General features: G+C 70.8%; 22 protein-coding genes and 2 pseudogenes. 17 read left to right on the top strand and 7 right to left on the bottom strand.

The features are described from left to right. Window positions 1-298: pseudogene (locus tag ACFW1I_RS27160) on the top strand (hypothetical protein); the annotation flags it as partial. 82 nt (window positions 299-380) lie between these two features. Further along, window positions 381-1,169 carry an SDR family oxidoreductase gene (locus tag ACFW1I_RS27155; protein ID WP_384674751.1) on the top strand — a complete coding sequence of 263 codons (789 nt, stop codon included), beginning with the start codon at window positions 381-383 and terminating at the stop codon, window positions 1,167-1,169. Between the two features lie 75 nt (window positions 1,170-1,244). Here the strand turns inward: ACFW1I_RS27155 and ACFW1I_RS27150 are convergent, their stop codons facing one another. Next, window positions 1,245-1,991, bottom strand: a complete 747-nt coding sequence (locus ACFW1I_RS27150; protein WP_384674749.1) for an AraC family transcriptional regulator — start codon at window positions 1,989-1,991, stop codon at window positions 1,245-1,247. A gap of 55 nt (window positions 1,992-2,046) precedes the next feature. Here ACFW1I_RS27150 and ACFW1I_RS27145 point away from each other — a divergent pair, with 55 nt between their 5' ends. The 3 genes from ACFW1I_RS27145 to ACFW1I_RS27135 are packed head-to-tail and all read left to right on the top strand — an operon-like array spanning window position 2,047 to window position 3,991. After that, window positions 2,047-3,231: an MFS transporter gene (locus ACFW1I_RS27145; RefSeq protein ID WP_384674747.1), complete on the top strand. Its 1,185-nt coding sequence runs from the start codon at window positions 2,047-2,049 to the stop codon at window positions 3,229-3,231. Window positions 3,232-3,263: 32 nt separating this feature from the next. Beyond that, a complete protein-coding gene (locus ACFW1I_RS27140; RefSeq protein ID WP_384674744.1) occupies window positions 3,264-3,584 on the top strand; it encodes an ArsR/SmtB family transcription factor in 321 nt (106 codons plus the stop codon). Then, a complete protein-coding gene (locus ACFW1I_RS27135) occupies window positions 3,581-3,991 on the top strand; it encodes an SRPBCC domain-containing protein (protein WP_384674742.1) in 411 nt (136 codons plus the stop codon). The genes ACFW1I_RS27140 and ACFW1I_RS27135 overlap by 4 nt, the downstream gene beginning before the upstream one ends. Before the next feature lie 34 nt (window positions 3,992-4,025). Here the strand turns inward: ACFW1I_RS27135 and ACFW1I_RS27130 are convergent, their stop codons facing one another. Together ACFW1I_RS27130 and ACFW1I_RS27125 are read right to left on the bottom strand one after the other, a co-directional pair. After that, window positions 4,026-5,057 carry a hypothetical protein gene (locus ACFW1I_RS27130; RefSeq protein WP_384674740.1) on the bottom strand — a complete coding sequence of 344 codons (1,032 nt, stop codon included), beginning with the start codon at window positions 5,055-5,057 and terminating at the stop codon, window positions 4,026-4,028. A 200-nt stretch (window positions 5,058-5,257) separates the two neighbouring features. Beyond that, the gene (locus ACFW1I_RS27125; RefSeq protein ID WP_384674738.1) at window positions 5,258-6,463 is read right to left on the bottom strand and encodes an alpha/beta hydrolase family protein; all 1,206 of its coding nucleotides are present in this window, start codon (window positions 6,461-6,463) and stop codon (window positions 5,258-5,260) included. Window positions 6,464-6,635: 172 nt separating this feature from the next. Between ACFW1I_RS27125 and ACFW1I_RS27120 the strand changes: the two genes are divergently transcribed. The 10 genes and pseudogenes from ACFW1I_RS27120 (at window position 6,636) to ACFW1I_RS27075 (ending at window position 13,712) form a co-directional block, all read left to right on the top strand. Then, the gene (locus ACFW1I_RS27120) at window positions 6,636-7,361 is read left to right on the top strand and encodes a DUF4241 domain-containing protein (RefSeq protein ID WP_384674736.1); all 726 of its coding nucleotides are present in this window, start codon (window positions 6,636-6,638) and stop codon (window positions 7,359-7,361) included. 149 nt (window positions 7,362-7,510) lie between these two features. Beyond that, the gene (locus ACFW1I_RS27115; protein WP_384674734.1) at window positions 7,511-7,888 is read left to right on the top strand and encodes a nuclear transport factor 2 family protein; all 378 of its coding nucleotides are present in this window, start codon (window positions 7,511-7,513) and stop codon (window positions 7,886-7,888) included. 395 nt (window positions 7,889-8,283) lie between these two features. After that, the gene (locus ACFW1I_RS27110) at window positions 8,284-8,664 is read left to right on the top strand and encodes a nuclear transport factor 2 family protein (protein WP_384674732.1); all 381 of its coding nucleotides are present in this window, start codon (window positions 8,284-8,286) and stop codon (window positions 8,662-8,664) included. 88 nt (window positions 8,665-8,752) lie between these two features. Further along, window positions 8,753-9,172: a transposase family protein gene (locus ACFW1I_RS27105; protein ID WP_384674785.1), complete on the top strand. Its 420-nt coding sequence runs from the start codon at window positions 8,753-8,755 to the stop codon at window positions 9,170-9,172. Window positions 9,173-9,719: 547 nt separating this feature from the next. Continuing rightward, window positions 9,720-10,103 (top strand): VOC family protein, encoded by a 384-nt coding sequence (locus ACFW1I_RS27100; protein ID WP_384674730.1) that lies wholly within the window; start codon window positions 9,720-9,722, stop codon window positions 10,101-10,103. Next, the gene (locus ACFW1I_RS27095) at window positions 10,103-10,600 is read left to right on the top strand and encodes a DinB family protein (protein ID WP_384674728.1); all 498 of its coding nucleotides are present in this window, start codon (window positions 10,103-10,105) and stop codon (window positions 10,598-10,600) included. The genes ACFW1I_RS27100 and ACFW1I_RS27095 overlap by 1 nt, the downstream gene beginning before the upstream one ends. 204 nt (window positions 10,601-10,804) lie before the next feature. Further along, window positions 10,805-11,335, top strand: a complete 531-nt coding sequence (locus ACFW1I_RS27090; protein WP_384674726.1) for a hypothetical protein — start codon at window positions 10,805-10,807, stop codon at window positions 11,333-11,335. Window positions 11,336-11,590: 255 nt separating this feature from the next. Continuing rightward, window positions 11,591-12,172, top strand: coding sequence for a S1 RNA-binding domain-containing protein (locus tag ACFW1I_RS27085; protein ID WP_384674724.1), 582 nt, complete (start codon window positions 11,591-11,593; stop codon window positions 12,170-12,172). A 31-nt stretch (window positions 12,173-12,203) separates the two neighbouring features. After that, window positions 12,204-13,023, top strand: a pseudogene (locus tag ACFW1I_RS27080) (IS5 family transposase). A gap of 287 nt (window positions 13,024-13,310) precedes the next feature. Continuing rightward, window positions 13,311-13,712, top strand: coding sequence for a nuclear transport factor 2 family protein (locus tag ACFW1I_RS27075; protein ID WP_384674722.1), 402 nt, complete (start codon window positions 13,311-13,313; stop codon window positions 13,710-13,712). Between the two features lie 132 nt (window positions 13,713-13,844). On the opposite strand, the gene ACFW1I_RS27070 is transcribed toward ACFW1I_RS27075, so the two are convergent. The 3 genes from ACFW1I_RS27070 to ACFW1I_RS27060 all read right to left on the bottom strand — a co-directional run bounded on the left by ACFW1I_RS27070 (window position 13,845) and on the right by ACFW1I_RS27060 (window position 15,673). Beyond that, entirely contained in the window at window positions 13,845-14,273 is a 429-nt protein-coding gene (locus tag ACFW1I_RS27070) for a hypothetical protein (RefSeq protein WP_384674720.1), read from the bottom strand. A 150-nt stretch (window positions 14,274-14,423) separates the two neighbouring features. Next, window positions 14,424-15,080 carry an SUKH-4 family immunity protein gene (locus ACFW1I_RS27065; protein WP_384674718.1) on the bottom strand — a complete coding sequence of 219 codons (657 nt, stop codon included), beginning with the start codon at window positions 15,078-15,080 and terminating at the stop codon, window positions 14,424-14,426. A 14-nt stretch (window positions 15,081-15,094) separates the two neighbouring features. Further along, window positions 15,095-15,673, bottom strand: coding sequence for an Imm21 family immunity protein (locus ACFW1I_RS27060; protein ID WP_384674716.1), 579 nt, complete (start codon window positions 15,671-15,673; stop codon window positions 15,095-15,097). 181 nt (window positions 15,674-15,854) lie between these two features. Between ACFW1I_RS27060 and ACFW1I_RS27055 the strand changes: the two genes are divergently transcribed. After that, window positions 15,855-17,459, top strand: coding sequence for an alpha/beta hydrolase (locus ACFW1I_RS27055; RefSeq protein WP_384674714.1), 1,605 nt, complete (start codon window positions 15,855-15,857; stop codon window positions 17,457-17,459). Window positions 17,460-17,488: 29 nt separating this feature from the next. Here the strand turns inward: ACFW1I_RS27055 and ACFW1I_RS27050 are convergent, their stop codons facing one another. Then, the gene (locus ACFW1I_RS27050) at window positions 17,489-18,229 is read right to left on the bottom strand and encodes a TetR/AcrR family transcriptional regulator (RefSeq protein ID WP_384674712.1); all 741 of its coding nucleotides are present in this window, start codon (window positions 18,227-18,229) and stop codon (window positions 17,489-17,491) included. Window positions 18,230-18,356: 127 nt separating this feature from the next. Here ACFW1I_RS27050 and ACFW1I_RS27045 point away from each other — a divergent pair, with 127 nt between their 5' ends. Next, complete coding sequence (locus tag ACFW1I_RS27045) at window positions 18,357-19,547, top strand: FAD-dependent monooxygenase (RefSeq protein ID WP_384674710.1); 1,191 nt, start codon at window positions 18,357-18,359, stop codon at window positions 19,545-19,547. The last annotated feature ends 325 nt before the right edge of the window (window positions 19,548-19,872 follow it).

Here is a 19,872-nt window from a genome sequence, read left to right as displayed (position 1 = left end):
GGCCGTCGCGCCCCCCCCCCCCTGGGTTGCGGTTCTGCCCGGGGGTCACAACCCCCACCCCCCCCCCCTCCCCCGCGGCGCCCCCCGCCCCGCCCCGCTGCTCGCCTACCTGGGCGCCGCCGCCCGCCGCACGGACGCACCGCCCCAGGCCGCCGAGGCCCGCGCCGCGCTCGCGGAGCTCGTACGCACCGGACCCGGCACGGCCCCGACGGCCTGGCGCCGGATCGCCGAACGGCTCACCGGCCTCGACCCCGCATGGGATCCGGTCTCGACGGTGGAGGCGCTGCTCGCCGACTGAGCGGCGCCGAGGTCGCTCGATCCCCGCCGCTGTCACGGAAATCCACTTGCCCGGATCGCGTCGCGGATCCGACCATGGCGCCGTGACGCATCCAGACGAGCAGACCAGGTCCGACACCCCACGCCCGGTCGCCCTGGTGACCGGCGTCGGCCGCACCGTCGGCATCGGCGCGGGCGTGGCGCTGCGGCTGGCCCGCACCGGCTGGGACGTGGCCTACACGTACTGGACGCCCTACGACGCCCGTATGGCGTGGGGCGCCGAGGCCGACGCGGCGGACGCCATCGGCCGGGCCCTCGCGGAGCGGGGCGCCGGCACGGTGGCGGTGGAGGCGGACCTCGCGGACCCGGACGCCCCGGAGCGCGTCTTCGACGAGGTCGAGAAGCGCCTGGGCGGCGTCACGGCCCTGGTGATGTGCCACTGCGAGTCGGTCGACTCCGGACTCCTCGACACGACCCTGGAGAGCTTCGACCGCCACTTCGCCGTGAACGCGCGCGCCACCTGGCTGCTGATCCGCGAGTACGGCCGGCGCTTCGCCGGTACCCCGGGATCGGGACGGATCATCAGCCTCACCAGCGACCACACCGTCGGCAACCTGCCCTACGGAGCCAGCAAGGGCGCCTTGGACCGCATCACCCTGGCCGCCGCCCACGAACTCGCCCACCTCGGCATCACGGCCAATGTCGTCAACCCGGGCCCGGTGGACACCGGCTGGATGTCCGACACCGTCCGGGAACAGGTGCTGAGCCACACCCCGCTGGGCCGCCTGGGCACGCCGCGGGACACGGCGCACCTCGTCGACTTCCTCTGCTCGCCGGAAGGCCAGTGGATCAACGGGCAACTCCTCAAGAGCAACGGCGGCCTGGCCGGCTGACCCGCCGCCGGGAGCCGCACGGAGACGACCGAGCAGGAGTTTTCGCCCCTCGGCGGTGCGGGCGGACCGGGCCGTTCACCCTTCCGTCCGCCGTGATCCTGGCGTGTGTCCGAAGGCGCGGCGGAAGACGTCGATGAAGGTGCTGGCGGAGGACCAGCCGCACCGGTGCGCGACGGCGGTGACGGGCGTGTCCTCGGCCAGCAGGATCAGGGCGTGGTGGAGCCGGATCTGGGTGCGCCACTGCGGGTACGAGAGGCCGAGCTCGGCGCGGAGGCGGCGCGAGAGGGTGCGGGCGCTGGCACCGATCTGCCGGCCGAGTTCGTCGAGCGAGCGGTTGTCCGCGGGGTCGGCGCGCAGGATGTCGTGGAGTTCCCGGAGCAGCGGGCCGGTGGGCGTCGGCAGGTGCAGGGGCTGTTCGGGGGAGACCCTCAGCTGGTCGAGCAGGACGGCGCGCAGCCGGAGGTGCGGCGGGCTGCCGTCCCCCGGGGTGCGCGTGTAGGCGACGATGAGTTCCCGCAGCAGGGGACTGACGGCGAGGACGGCCGGTGTGTCGAGGCCGAGCGGATTCTCCGTGGTGGGCAGGCCCACGAGGTGGAGGTCGAGCTCGCCGTGCGCCTGGTGCTGGTGGACGGTGCCCGCCGGGATCCAGATCGCGCGCGTGGCGGGGGCGACCCACGAGCCGGCGTCGGTCGTGACCGCGATGGTGCCCTGGCTGGCGTAGGCGATCTGGTGGTCGTCATGGCGGTGCGCGTCGATCTCGCCGCCGGACGGGAGGCGTTGGGTCCGGGTCGGCGCGACAGGAGTGTGGCGGATCTTCTGCATCACCTGGCAATCTAGCGAAAGCACGACACCGGCCGCCTCTCCGAGGATGGGGCGGGTGCGAAAGAACACCTCGATCCCCTTACTGGCCGTGGGCCACGCCTGCGTCGACATCTACCAGGGCGCCGTCGCGGCGCTGATCCCGTTCTTCGTGGCCGAACGGGACTACACCTACGCGGTCGCCTCCGGCATCGTGCTGGCCGCGTCCCTGCTGTCGTCGGTGGCGCAGCCGCTGTTCGGCGCGCTCACCGACCGCCTGCCGATGCCGTGGCTGCTGCCCGTGAGCACCCTGCTGAGCGGCGTGGGCATCGCGCTGAGCGGCCTGGCCGACTCGTACGCCCTGACCCTGGTCTTCGTGGCGGTCTCCGGCATCGGCGTGGCCGCCTACCACCCGGAGTCCGCCCGGGTGGCGCGCCTGGCGAGTCGGGGCAGCCACCGCGCGATGGGCTGGTTCTCCCTCGGCGGCAACATCGGCTTCGCGCTCGCCCCGCTCCTGGTGGCCGCCGCGATCGGCCTCGGCTCGCTGCGCTGGACGCCGGTCCTGGCCCTGCCCGCGCTCGTCGGCGCCGCCCTGACCGTGCCCGTACTCCAGCTGTACGCCCGGCCTCGGGGCGGTACCACCACAGCGCGCGCGAGCCGGGGCGCCGACGACGTGACCTCGTTCGTGAAGCTGTCCCTGGCGGTCGTCCTCCGCTCCGTCGTCTTCACCGGCCTGAGCACCTTCGTCGCCCTCTACGCCCGGCAGCGCACCGGCAGCTCCGCCGCGGGAACGCTCGCCCTCTTCCTGCTGTTCGCGGGCGGCGCGGTCGGCTCGGTCCTCGGCGGAGCCCTGGCCGACCGCTACGACCGGGTCCGGGTCTGCCGCTGGTCCTACCTGCTCTCGATCGCCGCCGTCGCCGGTGTGATCCACGCGCCGGGTCCGGCCATGTTCCTCTGCGTGGCCCTCACCTCGGCCGGCCTGTACGTCCCCTTCTCCCTCCAGGTCACGCTCGGCCAGGACTACCTGCCCTCCCGCATCGGCACCGCGGGCGGCGTCACCCTCGGCCTCACCGTCAGCATCGGCGGCCTCGTCGGCCCGCTCCTGGGACACCTGGCCGACTCCACCTCCCTCCGGACCGCCCTGACCCCCCTGATCGCCATGCCCGCCCTGAGCTGGCTCCTCTTCCGCTCCCTGCCCGAGCCCACCGCACCCGCCGTGGTCGGAGAAGAAGCCTCGCCCCGCGAACGCGTCGGAGATTCTTGACGCGTCGGAATCTTCCGACGCATACTCGTGTCATGCCTACCGACGTGTTCGGCGTGCTCGCCAACCCGGTGCGCCGCAGACTGCTGGAGAGCCTGCGCGAGGGCCCCCGCTCCACGGGCGAACTGGCCGGCCTGTTCGAACTCGGGAGACCGGCGGTCTCCGAGCACCTGGCGGTGCTCCGGACCGCCGGACTGGTGCGCGAGGAACCGCGCGGCCGGCACCGCTTCTACCACCTCGAACCGGCCCGGCTGGCCGAGGTGAGCGAGTGGCTGCACCCCTTCGAGCACTACTGGCAGCAGCGCATGGACGCCCTGTCCGCCCTCCTCGACGAAGAACAAGGACACAAGGAATGACCCACACCGACACCCTCACCTGCGAGAAGTCCCTGCCCCACCCCCCGGCGGCGGTGTGGAAGGCCCTGACCGACCCCGAACTGCACGCCCGCTGGTGGGCCGCCGGCGACATCAAGCCCGTCGTCGGGCACCGCTTCACCCTCGACATGGGCACCTTCGGCAGCCAGCCCTGCGAGGTGACCGCCGTCGAGGACGAGCGCCTCCTCGCCTACCGCTTCGCCGAGGGAACCCTCGACACCACCATCACCTGGACGCTCCACCCGCAGGGCGACGGCACGCTGCTCGTCCTCACCCACGCCGGCTTCGACCTCGACTCCCCGATGGGCCGACAGGCGTACGAGGGCATGGGGAAGGGCTGGCCCCACGTCCTGGACCGCCTCGACGCGACCCTCGCCGAGACGGCCTGACACGCGGACGAGCCGCTACCCGGCGATCGAGCCGCTACCCGGCGGACGCGCCGGGTGTGCGGCCGTCCTGCGCCTCCTGGGCGCGGGCCGCCGCCATCCGCAGCAGTTTCTCCAGCGTCTCTACCTGGTAGTCGGAGTTGCTGCCCTTCTCCTCGACGAAGACGAGGGTGGTGCCCACCCGGGCGATCGCCTGCCCCATCCCCTGAGAGATCTCGAAGGCCGCCGACTCCTGGCCGAGGGCGGGAACGGCCAGCGGCTTGGCCTCGCTGTTCGCCTGGGGCTCCGCGAGGAGTTCCTTGTAGACCCGCCGCGCGTCCTCGACCGAGCCGCAGGCGACCACCCCGAAGTTCGCGGACTGGTCGAACTGGTCGTGGAACGACGACTGAGCCACGCTCAGGACGCCGTCGCACGACCGGTCCACGTCCGCGCAGGCCGCCTCTCCCACGAGGACGGAAGGCTCCGAGGCGATCGTCCATCCGGTCGGCATGCTGTGCAGGTCGGGCAGGACCGCCTTGACCGTCTCCGGGTCCTTGAGGACGGTGACCCCGCCCCCGGACCCGGACCACCCCCGGCCGCCCTCGCCCTCCCCGTCGCCTCCGACGAGGCCGGCGAGCCCGTAGAGCGCCAGCGCGAGCACGACGACCACGGCCACGAGGGAGACGACCGCCACGGGATCCCCCTTGCGGATCCTCGTGATCGCCTGGTCGCCCAGGACGAAGGTGCCGCGGGCCCGGGCGTTGCGGTCGATGTGGATGCTGCCGACGGTCGTGGGCGGATGCGTCGGCCTGGGCGGAGCCAGCACGCTCGCCAGATACGCGGCGAACGCCGGGTCCTCCGCCAGTACCTCCGCCAGCTTCGCCCGCAGCCGCCCCCGCGCGTCGGCGTCGTCCGGCGCCTGCTCGACCGCGGCCAGCGCCTCCGGCCCCTGAGCGACACCGCTGAGCCGGCCGCGCACCAGCTCGACGGCCATGCCGCCGACCGCGCCACCGGCCCCGGTCAGCGCCGCGCTCCCGGCCTGCGCGACCAGGTCCACCACGGCCGCCGCCAGATCCGCCCCACTCGCCATGACCGTCCCCCCTCACACCTTCGGTGTCACCACAACTCCCGTGACAGGTAAGGAGGTTGATCCCCTGAGTGAGACGAGGGAAACCCTCGGGACGACAGACGAGGGAAAGCCTTGCGACGACAGACGAGGCCGGTGACGACGGCGCAGGGCGGGCCCGGTGGCCCCGGACCCGCCCGGTGTGCCGCTCGTCCGCACTCGTCTCAGGGACGGTGGAAGACGACCTCCGGGTGCGCCGGATCCGGCCCGTCGAGCAGCGGCTGCTCCCTGTCCCGCAGGTGCTCGTCGAAGAAGGCAGCGATGTACGTGCGCGTCAGCGCCACCGCCCGCTCGGCCGCGAGGTCGCCATGGGGGAGACCGAGGTGGCGGAGGAGTACGGGCGCGTCGGTGAAGCCGAGGTGGTCGGCACGGTCGAAGGTCAGCCAGTACCTGTCGCCGCTCAGCCCCTTCCAGGTGGAGTCCCACGACGCGTCCCCACCGTTCGGCCGGTGGTACTGGTCGGCCCCCAGCAGCAGGAAGGGACGATCGCCGAGCCCGTCGGTGGGCAGGGTGTCCCAGAAGGTGCCGTCCATGTTCACCCCGGCGTCGATGCGCCGGTCGGCGGCCATGGCGGGAAGCGCGCTCGCGCCGCCGACCGAGTGCCCGGCCATGCCGATCCGGCTCGCGTCGATGGAGGCCGCGTACTTCCAGGCGGGCCGCGCCCCGGTCAGTCGGTCCAGGACGAACCGGGTGTCATCGGCGCGGGTCCCGGTCACCAGCCGCCCCTTGGACCAGCCGGACTCCTGCATCACGGTGCAGGCGACACAGGTCAGGGTGCGCCCGTCCGGGACGGACGTGCCGGACGACTCGTAGGCGTGGTCGAGCGAGGCCACGACATAGCCGCGGGAGGCGAGGTCCTCGGCGAGGCTGGTGAGCGTGTACCGCGCCATGCCGAAGCCCGGCGACAGCACCACCAGCGGGTGACGCCCCGGTGCGGGACGCACGTCCACCGCGCTGTACGTGCGGGCCCGCGCCACCTGGCGCTCCAGCGCCGGGTCGTCGACCGACACGGCGTCGAGCAGCAGCCGGGCCTCGTCCTGCGTGGCATACCGCGCGGGCCGCCCCGGATGGGCCGCGGGGTAGTGCAGCGTGACCATGAGTTCGCGGCCGTCGGCCGTCGGCACCCACGGATCGGTCCGGGACCGGTCCACGAGGTGCAGCACCGAACTCCCCACCCCGTACGGCCCGGTGGGCGCCGGCATCCGCAGACGCTCGTCGCCCCGGTCGGGAGCGATGGTCACGGTCCGCGAAGGAGCGGACAGTTCGGAAGGAACGGGCGGCGCCGTGGCGGCGGAGGCAGTGGTGGCGGCCGGTAACGCGACCGCGCAGGCGAGGAGGGCGGCGGCGGCCGCCCGGATCATTTTGCTCATGCCGAGGACGCTACGTTCCCGCTCCGGACCCGCGCGTCCTCCCACGGTCGCAACCCCCGCCGGGACCGTACGACCCGGGTCGGAGGCGGGGTGACCCTGGCCGAGGCCGGCCGACTCGGTACGTTGTGGGCACGGGCACGCCCGACCGGGCGGCGAGGAGGGGGAGTGAGTCATGACGTGGGTCGGCGACCCTCGGCTGGCGGCCGGCGCGGACGCGGCCCGATACCTGGAGGCGGCCTTCACGCCCGGCGCCCGTCTCGGCACGGTGTACGACGATCCGACGACTCCCGTCGTCGTGACGAGGGTCGAGGAAGTGGCCACCCTGCGCGTCCCCAGCGGCCGCCTCGTCGTCGACGCACCCTGGGACGACGACGATGCCCGGCGGTACGAGCGCGGGCTGCCGACGCGCCCGCCCCGCGAACTGGCGGTCGGCATCCCCCCGGGCGTCCACCGCGTGGAGGTCGCGTGGACGGCCGGCCCGTACGAGTTCTTCGGCCGGCACTTCGAGGGCATCGAGTGCGCCGCGACGCGCCTGCGCATCGACGACGAGCCGGTGGTCGCCTGGGAGATGGGCCTCGGCGTCGACGACGACGTCGACCGCCTCCAGCCGGGCGGGACCCTCCGCTTCGCCTCCGACGCCAACGTCGGCTGCTTCGCGGACGCCGCCGCCTGGACCAGCCTGTCCGCACCCTTCCGCACGTACGTGGACGGCACCCCCGCCCCACGCGACACCGAGCGGCTGCCCCACGACGGCGAGCAGGTCCGCGACGAGTCCCACCAAGCCGACCTGGTCACCTTCACCGCCGAGAGCGGCGGCGTCGTCTGGCTGGGCCGCACCAGAACCGGCGACGTCGCCGCGATCGTCGTCACCACCGGCCTGCACGACGCCGAAGCCTGACCACGAATCAGCGTGCGCAGCGCCCGCGAACCGTGTCGAGGATCCGAGCGCCCTGGACCGCGGGGACACCGCCGACCAGCGCCGGCCCACCGTGATCGGAAGGCGGCTCGCGGGACGAGCGCACGAGCGACGGCTGGTATTACTGGGGCATGCAGGAAGAGACGGCACGCTCCGCGATCGACACGTTCATCTCCGCGTTCAACGCCTCGGATGACAGCTATGTGACTGCCCTGCTCTCCCAGGCCCTGACCCCGGACGTGGTCTTCTGGGGGCCGTTGGGTCGCATCGAAGGAATCGCGGCGGTCGAACGGTTCGTGCTGGACATCCGGCGCCACCCCGCGGGAACCGGCACGATGGTGCGCTGCTCGGCGGTGGACATGCCCGACGAATGGGCCCGGTACCAGTGGGTCTTCACCACGCCGGCTGGCGGCCCCCGCCTGGCGGGAACGGACGTCGTGCACCTGCGGCGGAGCCTGATCGACCAGGTCATCGTCTTCGCGGGAGAGATCGAGCCGACCGCCTCCTGACCTCCGGCACTCCGGCTCGCGGTCGGTCAGGCTGCGGCGGTGGGAGGCGGCCAGGGCGAACGGCCGCAGCGGCCCGAAGCGGGCGTAGGCCGGGGTGAAGCACAGCTCGGACCTGGTGTCCTCCTGCGCCCGGCGGCGGAGCAGGCACCATGAGGGCTTGTCGGTCGGTCTGCGCACACGGACAGGCCCAGCCCACCACCCCGCCTCCACGGACGTCACCGCACATCCCACCGTCACGACCACCAGCCCGGCGAGCGCACAGCACGAGCCGCCCTCCACGGCACGCACCCCGCCCCGTCGGCCTCTCGCACCCCAATGGCCCGTTCTGACACCTCCCGACACCTGCTCGCCGCACCCACCGTGCCGGACCCGGCACCCGACCCTACGGTGGCACCATGAGCGACCCGGAGAAGAACAAGGCCGCGGCCAAGGCGTTCTACGACTTGATGTTCAACCAGTGCCGTCCGGCGGAGGCGATCGACCGGTTCGCCGGCGATGCGTACATCCAGCACAATCCCCACGTCGCCGACGGCAAGCAGGCGTTCATCGACTACTTCGAACGCATGGCCGCCGAGTACCCGGGCAAGCGCGTCGCCTTCAAGCGAGCCTTCGCCGAAGGCGACCACGTGATCCTGCACTGCCACCAGACCTGGCCCGACGAGGAGTACGCGGGCATCGACATCTTCCGCTTCGATGCCCACGGCAAGATCGTCGAACACTGGGACGTCCTCCAGGCCATCCCGCCCACGTCCAAGAACGACAACACCATGTTCTAGTGATCCGGGTCAGAGCCTCGTCGTCAGTAGGCGGCGACCTCGAGGACGGCAAAGAGGCTGATGGTGCCGGCCCGGACGCAGCAGTTTCCTGGCTGGGGCGAAGTCGCTTGCAGCGATCGCGGAGTGGGCCGTCGACGCACCGCCCGCCGTGCTCACTGCTCTCGGCGGCCCGCCCCGGGAGCCGTCCGGTCCCACCGCGCCGGCCGAGGCCACGGTCCGTCGGGTTCTGCAGCGCGTCGACGGCGACGCCCTGGACGCCGCAATCGGCATCTGGCTCGCCGCCCGCGACCCCGACAGCCCGCCAGTCGCGCCGAGCAAGCCCGAGCGGCCCCGCCGCTCGCCGGCGGTGGATGGCAAGACCGTGCGCGGCGCCCGCCGCGCGGAAGGCACCCAGGTCCACCTGCTCGCCGCTATGACCGGCGCAGGCCTGGTCACCGCCCAACGCGAGGTGGACCGTAAGACCATCGAGATCACCGTCTTTCGGCCCTCGTTGCCCCGCTCGACCTGACCGACACTGTGGTCACCTTCGACGCGCTGCACTCCCAAATCGCCCACGCACGCTTCCTGGTGGAAGACAAGCAGGCCCACGACATCGCCGTGATCAAGGCGAACCAGCCACTGCTGCACCAGCAGCTGAAGAAGCTGCCCTGGCGGGACGTCCCCGCGGCTGGACAAGACCCGCGCCACCGCACGGCGGCCGCGACGAGATCCGTCGCGTCAAGACCTGCACCGCCGCGCGCTGCCTCGCCTACCTCGGGCCACGGCCGGCCTGCGTAACCTCGCCCTTGGAGCCCTCCGCCTCGCCGGGCCTATCAACATCGCCGCCGGCCTCCGGCACCACCCGCGGGAGGCCACCCGACCTCTGGCCACCCTCGGCATCACGTGATCAAACCGGACATCTCGATGGTAGGGCCCGGTCGAAGACGAAGCGGAGGGCTGCCGTAGCACTGGTCGGGCGGGAGCCGTCCCCGCGGCGGACTCGGATTGTCACCGCCCCCGTATACGGTGTGGCCGTCCACATCATTCGAGATCTTGTTCAAGGGAGAGGCAAAGCCGTGGAACCCTGGTTCAAAGGCATCGGCCCCGTCACGTTGTTCATCGAGGATCTGGTGGAGACGAAGAAGTTCTACGAGGACGTCTTCGGCCTGATGGCGGTCTTCGAGGACGCCGACTCGGTCGTTTTCGACTTCGGCAACACCCTGGTCAACCTGCTGAAGTCCTCCCAGGCCAGTGAACTGGTTGAGCCCTCGAAGGTCGCGGGGATCGAGGCCGGCGTGCGCTTCCAGATCACCGTCGAGGTGGAGGACGTGGACACCGTGTGCGAGAAACTCGCGGAACGTGGTGTGAAGCTCCTCAATGGTCCTCAGGACCGGCCCTGGGGCGTCCGGACTGCCACCTTCGCCGACCCGTCGGGCCACGTCTGGGAGATCGCCAAGTAATGGCCGGCACCGAGATGACGACGCTGTCGGGCTTCCTGAACGGCAAGCGCAAGCACGTCCTGGACATTCTTGAGGGCCTCGATGACGAAGCGCTTCGGCGCCCGGTGCTTCCGTCCGGCTGGACCTGCCTGGGCCTCGTGCACCATCTCGCCCTGGACGACGAGAAGTTCTGGTTCCGCGCTGTCGCCGCGGGCGAGCAGGCCGCGATCGATGAGATCCTGGGCTCCGAGGACGACGCCTGGAAGCCTGCGCCGGAGAAGTCGGCACAGGAGATCTTCGCCTTGTACCGCAAGGAGAGCGAGCTCTCCGACGCGATCCTCGCCGGCGCCGACCCGGACGCCCCCACGCTCTGGTGGCCGGACTTCTTCGACGGCTGGCGCTACGACAACCTCCGCGAAGTCGTCCTGCACGTCATCACCGAGACCGCGACCCACGCCGGGCACCTCGACGCTGTCCGGGAGCTCATCGACGGAAAACAGCGGCTCGTCATCACCTGACCGCCGTCGCTCCTGGCCACAGAGCCGAGGCGGGCGAGTCTGGAACAGGCCCGCGAGGGAGCAGGGCCAGGGCCCACGGGATAGAACCACCGCACGACGCCGCCCTGCCCTACGCCCGTACGGCGTTCTGAGGTAACGCCCGCAATACTGGCGTTGATCGCATCAAGAAGTGAGCAGCCGGGGGCGCATATGGGTAGCTTTCGCGTGAGTCGAGAAGCGCCGTTCGCGGAGTGGAGGAACCCGGCGATCGCTGCCGAGGTCTACACGAGATGCATCACTCCCCGCGGTGAAGCGACTCTCATCCGGGAACGCGGCCCACGGACCCGTCCGGAGGACCACGCCGACGCGTTGGAGAGCTGGACAGTGTCCCTGCGGGACGGGGAGACCACCCTCAAGGTCCACCGGCTGGTGCCAGACCCCCTCTCGTTGCGGTGGCGGATCTGGAAGGGCTTCGAGGGCGAGGCGGACGGGCAACCGTTCCATTTCACCGGCACGTCCGCGCTGCGGCGCTCCCGCCGATCGGTCACGTATGAAGGACCCACGATCGATGTCCGGATCGTGCCGCGCGCGTTCAGTCTCCGCCTTGTCGAGAACGGAGAGGAGGTCGGATTCCGCTCATTCAGCAATCAGTGGGAACTGCCAGACCCCACGGACAACGCCGTGCTGGCCATCTGCCTCTTCGAGTGGGCCGGGCTGGAGGACCTGCTCAGGACACCCGCGCTCCGGGACCTGTGACCGGCTGACGCATGCTTCGTCGCTCAGAACAACCCGACCTCGTGAGCAGGTCGGAAAAGGCTCAATGACGAGGTTGCTGAGCGCAGCCGAGTACAGCTCTGTGTTCGCCAGGGAGTAGCGGGGGGTGCGGAGTTGTTTGAAGTGGTGCAGCCAGGACTCGGCCGGCCGATCATGGTTCCGGTTGTTGGGACACGGCGGGGCTTCAGTCTGTCGAGGTCATAGTCGGCCCGCGATGTCGTGTGCCAGGGTGACGGTATGGACTGGCAGTCTGAGAGCCCGGAACTCTGGGCATTTTTGGAGACCTTGCACCGCGGCGACATCTTGTCCGGCACCGTTGCGGCGATCGAGCGGTTCGGGGTCTTCGTGGCCCTGGACGACGGACCTGCCCATCCTCTCTTCCCCGGTGTCGGGTTCATCGTCATCCCCGAACTGTCCTGGCGGCGCATCGACGCCCCCACCGATGTCGTTCACGTAGGCCAGAGGGTCTCGTGCGAGTTCCTCCAGTTCGACACCTACAACCTGGAGGCCAGACTGTCCTTGAAGGCGCTGGAGCCCGACCCCCTGCGGGCTTTCGCCGACCGCGCGGTGGGTCAGGAAATCCTCGGGACAGTGGAGAAGACAGTTCCCATCGGCGTCTTCGTCGCGCTCGGAGACGGGTTCGTCGGGCTGGTCCCCTCCAGAGAGATCGACGGTCGGCCCGCGGTGAGTCCGGTGGAAGCCTTCGAGGCCGGAGAGGAGATCACCGTCGTCGTCACGGAAATCGACCTGCCGACCCGCCGAATCTTTCTTTCCAGGCCGAAGAACACCCAGCACGAGGGTGTCGTGCCGGCCATGTGAAGGCCAGCGTGCTCCAGCCGTTGATGCGAGCATGGGGCGGGGTGACCTGAGTGATACCGAGCGGGAACGGCTGCGGCCGTTCCCACCGGTCAGCGTGGCGTGACCTGCCCGACCGGTTCGGGCGATGGAAGACCGTCTACGAACGCCACCGCCTGTGGTCGGCCGACGGCACCTGGAAGCGTCTGCTCCAGCAGGTCCAAGCCACAGCCGATGCAGCGGGTGAGATCGACTGGGACATCTCGGTCGACGCCACCATTGTGCGGGCGCATCAGCATGCGGCGGGCGCTCGCACCGACCCACCGCCGACGCCTGGCTCAAAGAGGGCCGAAGAGCGAGAACATCAGGACGAAGCGCCGTGGCAGAGTCTGCACGCCGGCCTGGTGGAGGTGGTGCTGGAGTCGAGGGCCTGGGCCGCTCGCGCGGTGGGTTCACCACCAAGCTCCACCTGAGCGCGGGCGGTCGCTGCCGCCCGCTGTCCCTCATCGTCACACCAGGTCAGCGAGCTGACTGCACCCAGTTCATCGCGGTGCTGGAGAAGATCCGACTCCCCAGACCGGGCCCGGGACGACCACGCAAGAAGCCCGACTGCCTTGCGGCCGACAAGGCCTACAGCAACAGCCCCGTCCGCGAGTACCTGCGACAGCGGGGCAGCCCGCCTACGCAAGGCCCGAGGCGGACGGCCGCACGGCTGCGGCGAGGACCGCTACAAGAAGCGCAACACCGTCGAGCGGGCGATCAACCGTGTGAAGCAGTTCCGGGCGGTCGCCACTCGCTACGGCAAGCGCGGTTACGTCTCCCTCGCACCTGAACGCGCGTGTCACAACGCGATCGCCCGATGGGTCAATGCCTGATCGACCACCTCAGCGGCAGGCAGTTCTCGCTCTGGCGGCCAGAAGGTCAGCCTGCCGACGCGACCCGATGGGCAGGCCAGGGCGCTGCCAAGCCTGTCCAGCCATTCGTCCGCCTCATCTGGGCGGCACCCATCACGGCCTCCCTGAGCGCCAGCGCCTCACCAGCAGCATGATCGGCCGGACAAGTCCAGGCCAGCCCGTGCCTCGTCCCGCAGGGACTGGACAACCACACCGCGCCCCCATAGCCTCCGACACACCTAATCAACTAATTGCCTAGAGGTGATGTCGTGCACCCCTTCCGCAAGGCCGTGGAGAACCGAGACGAAGCGGCCATGGAGGCCCTCCTCGCCGAGAACGTCGTCTTCACCAGCCCCGTTGCCTTCAAGCCCTACCCGGGCAAGGCGATCACCGCGGCGATTCTGCGCGGCGTCATGCGCGTCTTCGAGGACTTCACCTACGTCCGCGAGATCGCCAACCCCGACGGCCGCGACCACGCCCTCGTCTTCACCGCGACCGTCGACGGGCGACAGATCCAGGGCTGCGATTTCCTCCACTTCGACGAAGAGGGCAAGATCGACGACTTCACCGTCATGGTCCGCCCCCTCTCCGCCGCGCAGGCACTGGCCGCCGCGATGGGCGCCCAGTTCGACCGCATAGCCGCTGAAGCGGCACAACGCCCCGGCGCCTGACCTCCCCCGGTAAGGCGCCCACCTCGACATTCGAGGCCGGCACGTGCGCCTTTCGTTGCTCCGCAGCGCCGAAGCGGACCAGCACCTCCAGGCTCGTCCGGTGGCCAGTGACCAGTGGCCACCGGCGCGCGGTCACGGCGATGACGGACGTTCCCGCGCCTGCTCGACGGCCGCCTCGGCCTGCGTGAGCGCTCGACGCATGGCCTCAGCGGTCCCGAGAGTCATCTCGCGGAGAGCGACCGAGCCGGAGGCTCGCAAGGCTGCGGCTTCGGCTGCCTTCGTCCACTTCCGCAGGACTTCGAGCGGACGTTGGTGCCCGCAGTCCACTTCGGCGCCGGACTGGTCGCGCACGACGGCTTCAAGACCGACGTTCACCCACACGCTGACACCCTGTTCGTGGAAGACGACGTCGAAAGGCACTTCGTCGGGGCCCTCGTTCTGAGCGGTTTCGGTGGAGACGATGAACCCCTCCTCGGGGTTCATCCAGTAGTCCTCACCCAACGGCTCGAGCCAGACCGCAAGCACCTTCCCGCTGTCGTTCTTCAACCTGATCTTCGCCATGGCCGCAGCGTAGAGTCGACCACGAAGCCGTCAGCCGCCTGATGCGCGAGGCGGCGCAGCGTTAGCCGACCGTTCCCAGAGCCGGCGAAGTCCCGTGCGGGCCATCAATCATCGGCCTCGGCGGTCCGCCAAGACCACCACCCCACGGCCTCAGCCCCACATGCCCAAGCCGATCTCCTCGAAAAGTCGCGGCCATTCGCCCTCGTCGTCGACGAACGGCGTGGGGTCGACAGAAGTGATCTCGCGTCGCATACGCGCGACCACCGCGCCCCGCCCCGCGTCGTCGTCGAAATCGAGCCCTCGGTAGTGCGCCCTGCCCCGTTCCAGAACCATCAGGGCGTGGACGAGAGACGAGACGTCCCCGTGCATGAGGTGTGGATCAGGCTCACCCTCGGAGAACGCGTAGATCATGCCGTTCTCAGGAGCGATCGCGACGAGGGCGAACAGGAAACCGCCGATCACTTCCCAGCCTTCGGCCTCGGGCGGGCACTCGGCTCCGTACCTGGCGAAGTACGCCTTGACCCTCGGACCGTGGTCGATGCCGAGACGTCTCTCGCTCTCAAGGTCCAGGCGAGGCGAGAAGAACTTGCTCTCCGGCAAGCCGACAGCCGACAGGAATCCGGCCGTGGGCGCATGCAGACGACCACCGGGGACGCGGGGGCTGAACGTGACGGCCCCGAGCCCGAACTGTCGGACGACCTGTGCCGGGCTGATGTCGACCAGCAGGGCCTCTCCCGACCCTCCGTGAACCCCCGCTGCTGACCGCCTCTCCACGCGCTGCTCCCACCGCTCCTTCGTACGCGCCACAGAAGATCGCATGCTCAGACATCTCCGTCCGCGGGGACGAGCCGCACCACACCCACCCACGGGAACTCGTCCGTCTGATGGATCGCGCGCGTTCTCCACCGCCCCGCCGGAACCCGCACCACCGCCCGCTCCGGACGACCCCCGCTCGAACACCCCGCCTCCAGATCGGCACCAGCGTCAGCAGCATCCATCAACAACGCCGGGCCGTCGGTGACCCACACCCCGCCGTCCTCCCACACGGCGTCCGGATCGAGGAGCACCGCCTCGGCCGCCTCGAACAACTCGTCCTCCGTGTCAGCGGCCAGCCATCGCACGAACAACAGCCTCTCCGGCAGGAAGCAGGTCGTGGCCGGCTCGTCGGAGAGAACAAGCGCGGTGCCGGCGCCCACGGCGATCACCCCGACCCGGTCCTCGACCTCGCAGGCCCGGTCATAGTCATCCCAGCCATCGCCATTGATGGACCCGCCCGCCGTGCACCCCTCCCAGGCGTTCACCGCGGACTCCGGAACGACGATCAAAGGCCCGCCCATGGACGGCACCCACACCAGCTCGACGCGGTCGGAGCTGTCGATGTCATGGCAGGTGGTGTTCATACGCCCAAGTCTGCGGACTCCCACTGACATCGACCGGCATCCGGCAGATCAGCCGCCGGCCACCGCCGTCCGCGGCCACTCCCTCAGGGGCACCTCCTCAGCCCATTTCGGGGTACAACCCCGACCGTTTTCGGGGCTGTCCCTGAGGATTCCGATGTGTCCACCGCCATAGCGTTCGAGCATGTCAACCTCCCGACGCAGCAAGGCATTGCTCGCACTGGCGGTGGCGCTCGCCGCCACCACGACGACGGCTACCGCCACCGCGACCACCGCCACCGCGAAGGCGAACAACTCCACCACACCCACCACACGCACCCCACGCACCGCCACCGTCGCACCCCACGCTCCCAGCCCCCCGGCCCGCTTCCACAACCAGCCCATCGACTGGCACGCCTGCACCCTCGGCGCCGACGACGGAGTCGGCCAGGCACTGGACGCCGCCGGTGCCCAGTGCGCCGACATCACCGTGCCGCTCGACTACGCCGAGCCCGACGGCCGCACCCTCACCGTCGCCATCTCCCGCCTCAAAGCCACCGACACCGCGCACCGCGTCGGCCCGCTCCTGCTGAACGACGGCGGTCCGGCCGGCCCCGGCCTCCAGATGCCCCTGACCAAGTCGGGGGTGATGGGAGACGTCGCCGACCGCTTCGACCTGATCGGCATGGACCCGCGCTTCGTCGGCCGGAGCACCCCCTTGGACTGCGGCTGGGACCTCGGATCCGCGCTGTTCCGCTCCGCCGGCTCCGACCGGGCGGCGTACCGCGAGGAGGTCGCCCTCGCACGCGACCTGGCCGAGCGTTGCGAGCGTACGAACGGCGACGTGCTGCCGTACGTCACCACCCGCAACACCGCCCGCGACATGGACGTCATCCGCGCCGCCCTCCGCGCGGACACCCTCTCCTACCTCGGCTACTCCTACGGCAGCTACCTCGGCGAGGTCTACACCCAGCTCTTCCCCGGCCGCACCGACCGCATGGTGCTCGACGGCGTGAACAGCCCGCAGCACTACACCCAGACCCCCCTGCGCGGAGCCGAGGCGGCCAACCAGGCGGCCCTGCACGCCTGGGCGTCATGGGCCGCCGAGCGCCACGACACCTACGCCCTGGGCCGGACGCGCTCCGAGGTCCTGGCGACGGTCGAGCACATCCTCGACGCCGCCGCGCAGAAGCCGCTGCGGATCGGCACGACGCACGTGCTGGACGAGCACGTCCTCCCCGCCCTCCTCGTCGGAGGCCTCGGCAGCGACCTCGACGAGCGCCGCGGCGACCTGGCCGCCACCGTCCGCCTCCTGGCGCGCGCGGCGGACCGGGAACCGGTGGAGCCGTCCGAAGCGCTCTCCGGGCAGCTGGAGTTCCTGCTCACGGGGGCGGGCTCCGCCCCCTCCAGCCAGATGACCGCGATCGTCTGCGGCGACGTGGCCGAGCGCCGCGACATCGGCAGCTACTGGCGCGCGGTGGAGAGGTCCCGCGAGCGTTACCCCCTCGTCGGACCGCTCGCCAACAACATCACCCCCTGCGAGTTCTGGGACCGCCCCGCCGAGGCTCCGACCGTGATCGACAACGACGTCCCGGCCCTGCTCGTCAACGCCACAGGCGACCCCCGCACCCTCTACGCCGGAGCCGAGGCCATGCGCGACCAGTGGCCGAGCTCCCGGCTGCTCACCGTGGCAGGCGCCCGCCAGCACGGCCTCTACGGCGAGTACGGCAACGCCTGCATCGACCAGCAGGTCAACACCTACCTGCGTACCGGACGCCTCCCCGCCGACGATCCGACCTGCGAGGCGTGATCCGGCCCCGGCGTCACCCGGCGACGTCGTCACTCCGGCGTCGCCGGGACTTCGGGGATCCCGAGCTCCTCGCGGTCGGCGGCGATCAGGTCGTCCAGAATCCCGGCGACGGCACCGGCTGTCTCGTCCAGCACCGTGCCCACCGGCGTCCGCTCGGCCCCCAGGGAGCGCCGCACGACGTCGGCGAGCAGATCCGCCCGACGCTCCGTGTCGTCGAGAGCGTCCTCGGCGTCGGGAGCTTCCTCGGCACGGAGGAAGCCCTCGAAGGTGGCCTGGTAGGCGTAGCCGATCTCGCCGGGGGACAGGTCGTCGCGGACCAGACCGTGGTGGGCGAGCAGCTCCACATAGCGGCGGGCCCCGTCCGCGTGCCGGGCCTCCCGAGCGGTGCCGGGGGCCTCGGCCAGCTTGCCGAGCAACTGGGGATCGGCCAGCAGGAAGCCGCGCAACAGGGGGCGGTCGAGGACGGCCAGGAAGTACGTACGGGCGAAACGGTCGAGCAGGCAGGTCTCCGGATCGTCCCGCAGCGCGTCGCGCACCGCGCCGACGGCGGCGAGGACCTCACGGGCGAAGACGGCGGAGAAGAGCTGCTCACGAGTCTTCCAGTGCAGATAGACGGTCCCCTTCCCGATGCCGGCGCCGACGGCCACGTCGTCGATGGAGACGCGCCGGTAGCCGTGCCGGAGCAGGAGTTCGGCGGCGGTGTCGAGGATCCCGGTGGCGCGCTCGGCGCGCTGCTGCGGGTCGCGGAGTCGTCCGCTCGAAGTCGTCACACGGCCAGCTTATGACCAGATCTGGAATCTGGTCACGAATCTGTTGACCAACTTTCGAAATTCGTCATACAGTCACGAAGTCCGCCAGGGGAGCCCGGCGGACCGCCTGTGATGACGGGAGCGAACGATGACCGGCACGACCTCTCCGACGGTTCTGATCTCCGGCGCCGGCGTCGCCGGGACGACGCTGGCCCACTGGCTGGCACGCCACGGCTTCCGTCCCACGGTCGTCGAGCGCGCACCGGGCCTGCGCTCCAGTGGCAACCCGGTGGACGTACGCGGCCCGGCCATCGCGGTGGCCGAGGGCATGGGCGTCATGCCCAGGCTCCGCGAGGCCGCCACCAGCGTCGGCGCGCTGAGCTTCGTCGACGCCGCCGGCCGCCGGGTGGGGCACGTGAACATGCGGGCACTCCAGCGAGCCGCCGGCAGCGGCGAGGTGGAGGTGACCCGCAGCGACCTGGCCAGGATCCTCATGGAGGCGAGCAGCGACTCCGCCGAGATCCTGTTCGGCGACACGATCACCGCCCTGCACCAGGACGCCCACGGCGTCGACGTCACCTTCGAGAAGGCCGCCCCGCGCCGCTTCGACCTGGTCGTCGGCGCCGACGGTCTCCACTCGACCACCCGCCGCCTCGCCTTCGGACCGGAGGAACGCTTCGTCGAGCACATGGGCCTGTACGTGGCGACCCTGCCCCTGAACGCGCCGGCCGACAGTCCGACGGACGTCGTCATCCACAACGCACCCGGCCGCATGGCCTCCATCCACCCCGTCCACGGCCAGGCCCTCGCCGCGCTGATCTTCCGCCACCCGGGCATCCCTGACTTCCGGCCCCGCGACCTCGACCAGCACAAGGAGGCCCTCGCCGACACCTATCGCGACGACGGCTGGCGCGTGCCCGAACTCCTCGACCGGGCGAGGGCCACCGACGACCTGTGGTTCGACTCGGTCAGTCGCGTACGCATCGACCGCTGGTCCGACGGCCGGATCACGCTCCTCGGCGACGCCGCCTCCTCGGTGTCCCTCTTCGGTGACGGCTCCACCCTGGCCATGGCGGGCGCCCGCACCCTCGCCGACGAGCTGGCCGCCACCCCCACCGACCACCGGTCCGCCCTCGCCCGCTACGAGGCCCGCCACCGAACCCTCGTCGACCCCCGACAGAACAACGTCGCCTCCGCAGCCGCGCTCATGGTCCCCGCCACCAGCGCGGGCATAGCCCTCCGCAACACCGCGAGCCGACTGTGGCCGCTGGCCGCCGCCGGCACCCGACTTCGCCGGGCGATGGCCCCGCGGAAGCCGCCCCTCGGTGCGGCCAGGTAGACGGGGAGAGTCCGGGCGGGGCCGAAGTTGACACGGGTTTACCGGATGCGTACTGTCCTCCGAGTTGTCCGACGTGAGCACCGACCCCGGTCGGCCCCGGACAGCCATTCCGCAAGATCCACCGAGCCTGACGGCCGCGATTCGTCGTGCCGTTCTGCTTTCCGTGCGTTTTTGCGAAATGAGGAATCCGCGTTCGAAGTCCGGACGCCGGCCCCGATTCGCTTCGGGGTCAAGGAATCCGCTAAAGTCTCACTCGTCGGAAGGGCCCAACAGCCCGGAAGACAAACCCCGCTGACTGGGAATCAGACGCCGAAAGGATCTGATA

Origin of the sequence: Streptomyces sp. NPDC058955, from assembly GCF_042741435.1 — a bacterium.
GTDB lineage: Bacteria > Actinomycetota > Actinomycetes > Streptomycetales > Streptomycetaceae > Streptomyces.
Note: the sequence above shows the minus strand (reverse complement) of the source record. Positions and strands in the feature narration are given on the sequence as shown.

Excerpts from the sequence above, each read along its gene's own strand:
- ACFW1I_RS27150 (WP_384674749.1), bottom strand. The coding sequence starts at position 1,991 with ATGCAGAAGATCCGCCACACTCCTGTCGCGCCGACCCGGACCCAACGC.
- ACFW1I_RS27140 (WP_384674744.1), top strand. The coding sequence starts at position 3,264 with ATGCCTACCGACGTGTTCGGCGTGCTCGCCAACCCGGTGCGCCGCAGA.
- ACFW1I_RS27135 (WP_384674742.1), top strand. The coding sequence starts at position 3,581 with ATGACCCACACCGACACCCTCACCTGCGAGAAGTCCCTGCCCCACCCC.
- ACFW1I_RS27130 (WP_384674740.1), bottom strand. The coding sequence starts at position 5,057 with ATGGCGAGTGGGGCGGATCTGGCGGCGGCCGTGGTGGACCTGGTCGCG.
- ACFW1I_RS27125 (WP_384674738.1), bottom strand. The coding sequence starts at position 6,463 with ATGAGCAAAATGATCCGGGCGGCCGCCGCCGCCCTCCTCGCCTGCGCG.
- ACFW1I_RS27120 (WP_384674736.1), top strand. The coding sequence starts at position 6,636 with ATGACGTGGGTCGGCGACCCTCGGCTGGCGGCCGGCGCGGACGCGGCC.
- ACFW1I_RS27115 (WP_384674734.1), top strand. The coding sequence starts at position 7,511 with ATGCAGGAAGAGACGGCACGCTCCGCGATCGACACGTTCATCTCCGCG.
- ACFW1I_RS27110 (WP_384674732.1), top strand. The coding sequence starts at position 8,284 with ATGAGCGACCCGGAGAAGAACAAGGCCGCGGCCAAGGCGTTCTACGAC.
- ACFW1I_RS27095 (WP_384674728.1), top strand. The coding sequence starts at position 10,103 with ATGGCCGGCACCGAGATGACGACGCTGTCGGGCTTCCTGAACGGCAAG.
- ACFW1I_RS27085 (WP_384674724.1), top strand. The coding sequence starts at position 11,591 with ATGGACTGGCAGTCTGAGAGCCCGGAACTCTGGGCATTTTTGGAGACC.
- ACFW1I_RS27070 (WP_384674720.1), bottom strand. The coding sequence starts at position 14,273 with ATGGCGAAGATCAGGTTGAAGAACGACAGCGGGAAGGTGCTTGCGGTC.
- ACFW1I_RS27060 (WP_384674716.1), bottom strand. The coding sequence starts at position 15,673 with ATGAACACCACCTGCCATGACATCGACAGCTCCGACCGCGTCGAGCTG.
- ACFW1I_RS27055 (WP_384674714.1), top strand. The coding sequence starts at position 15,855 with ATGTCAACCTCCCGACGCAGCAAGGCATTGCTCGCACTGGCGGTGGCG.
- ACFW1I_RS27045 (WP_384674710.1), top strand. The coding sequence starts at position 18,357 with ATGACCGGCACGACCTCTCCGACGGTTCTGATCTCCGGCGCCGGCGTC.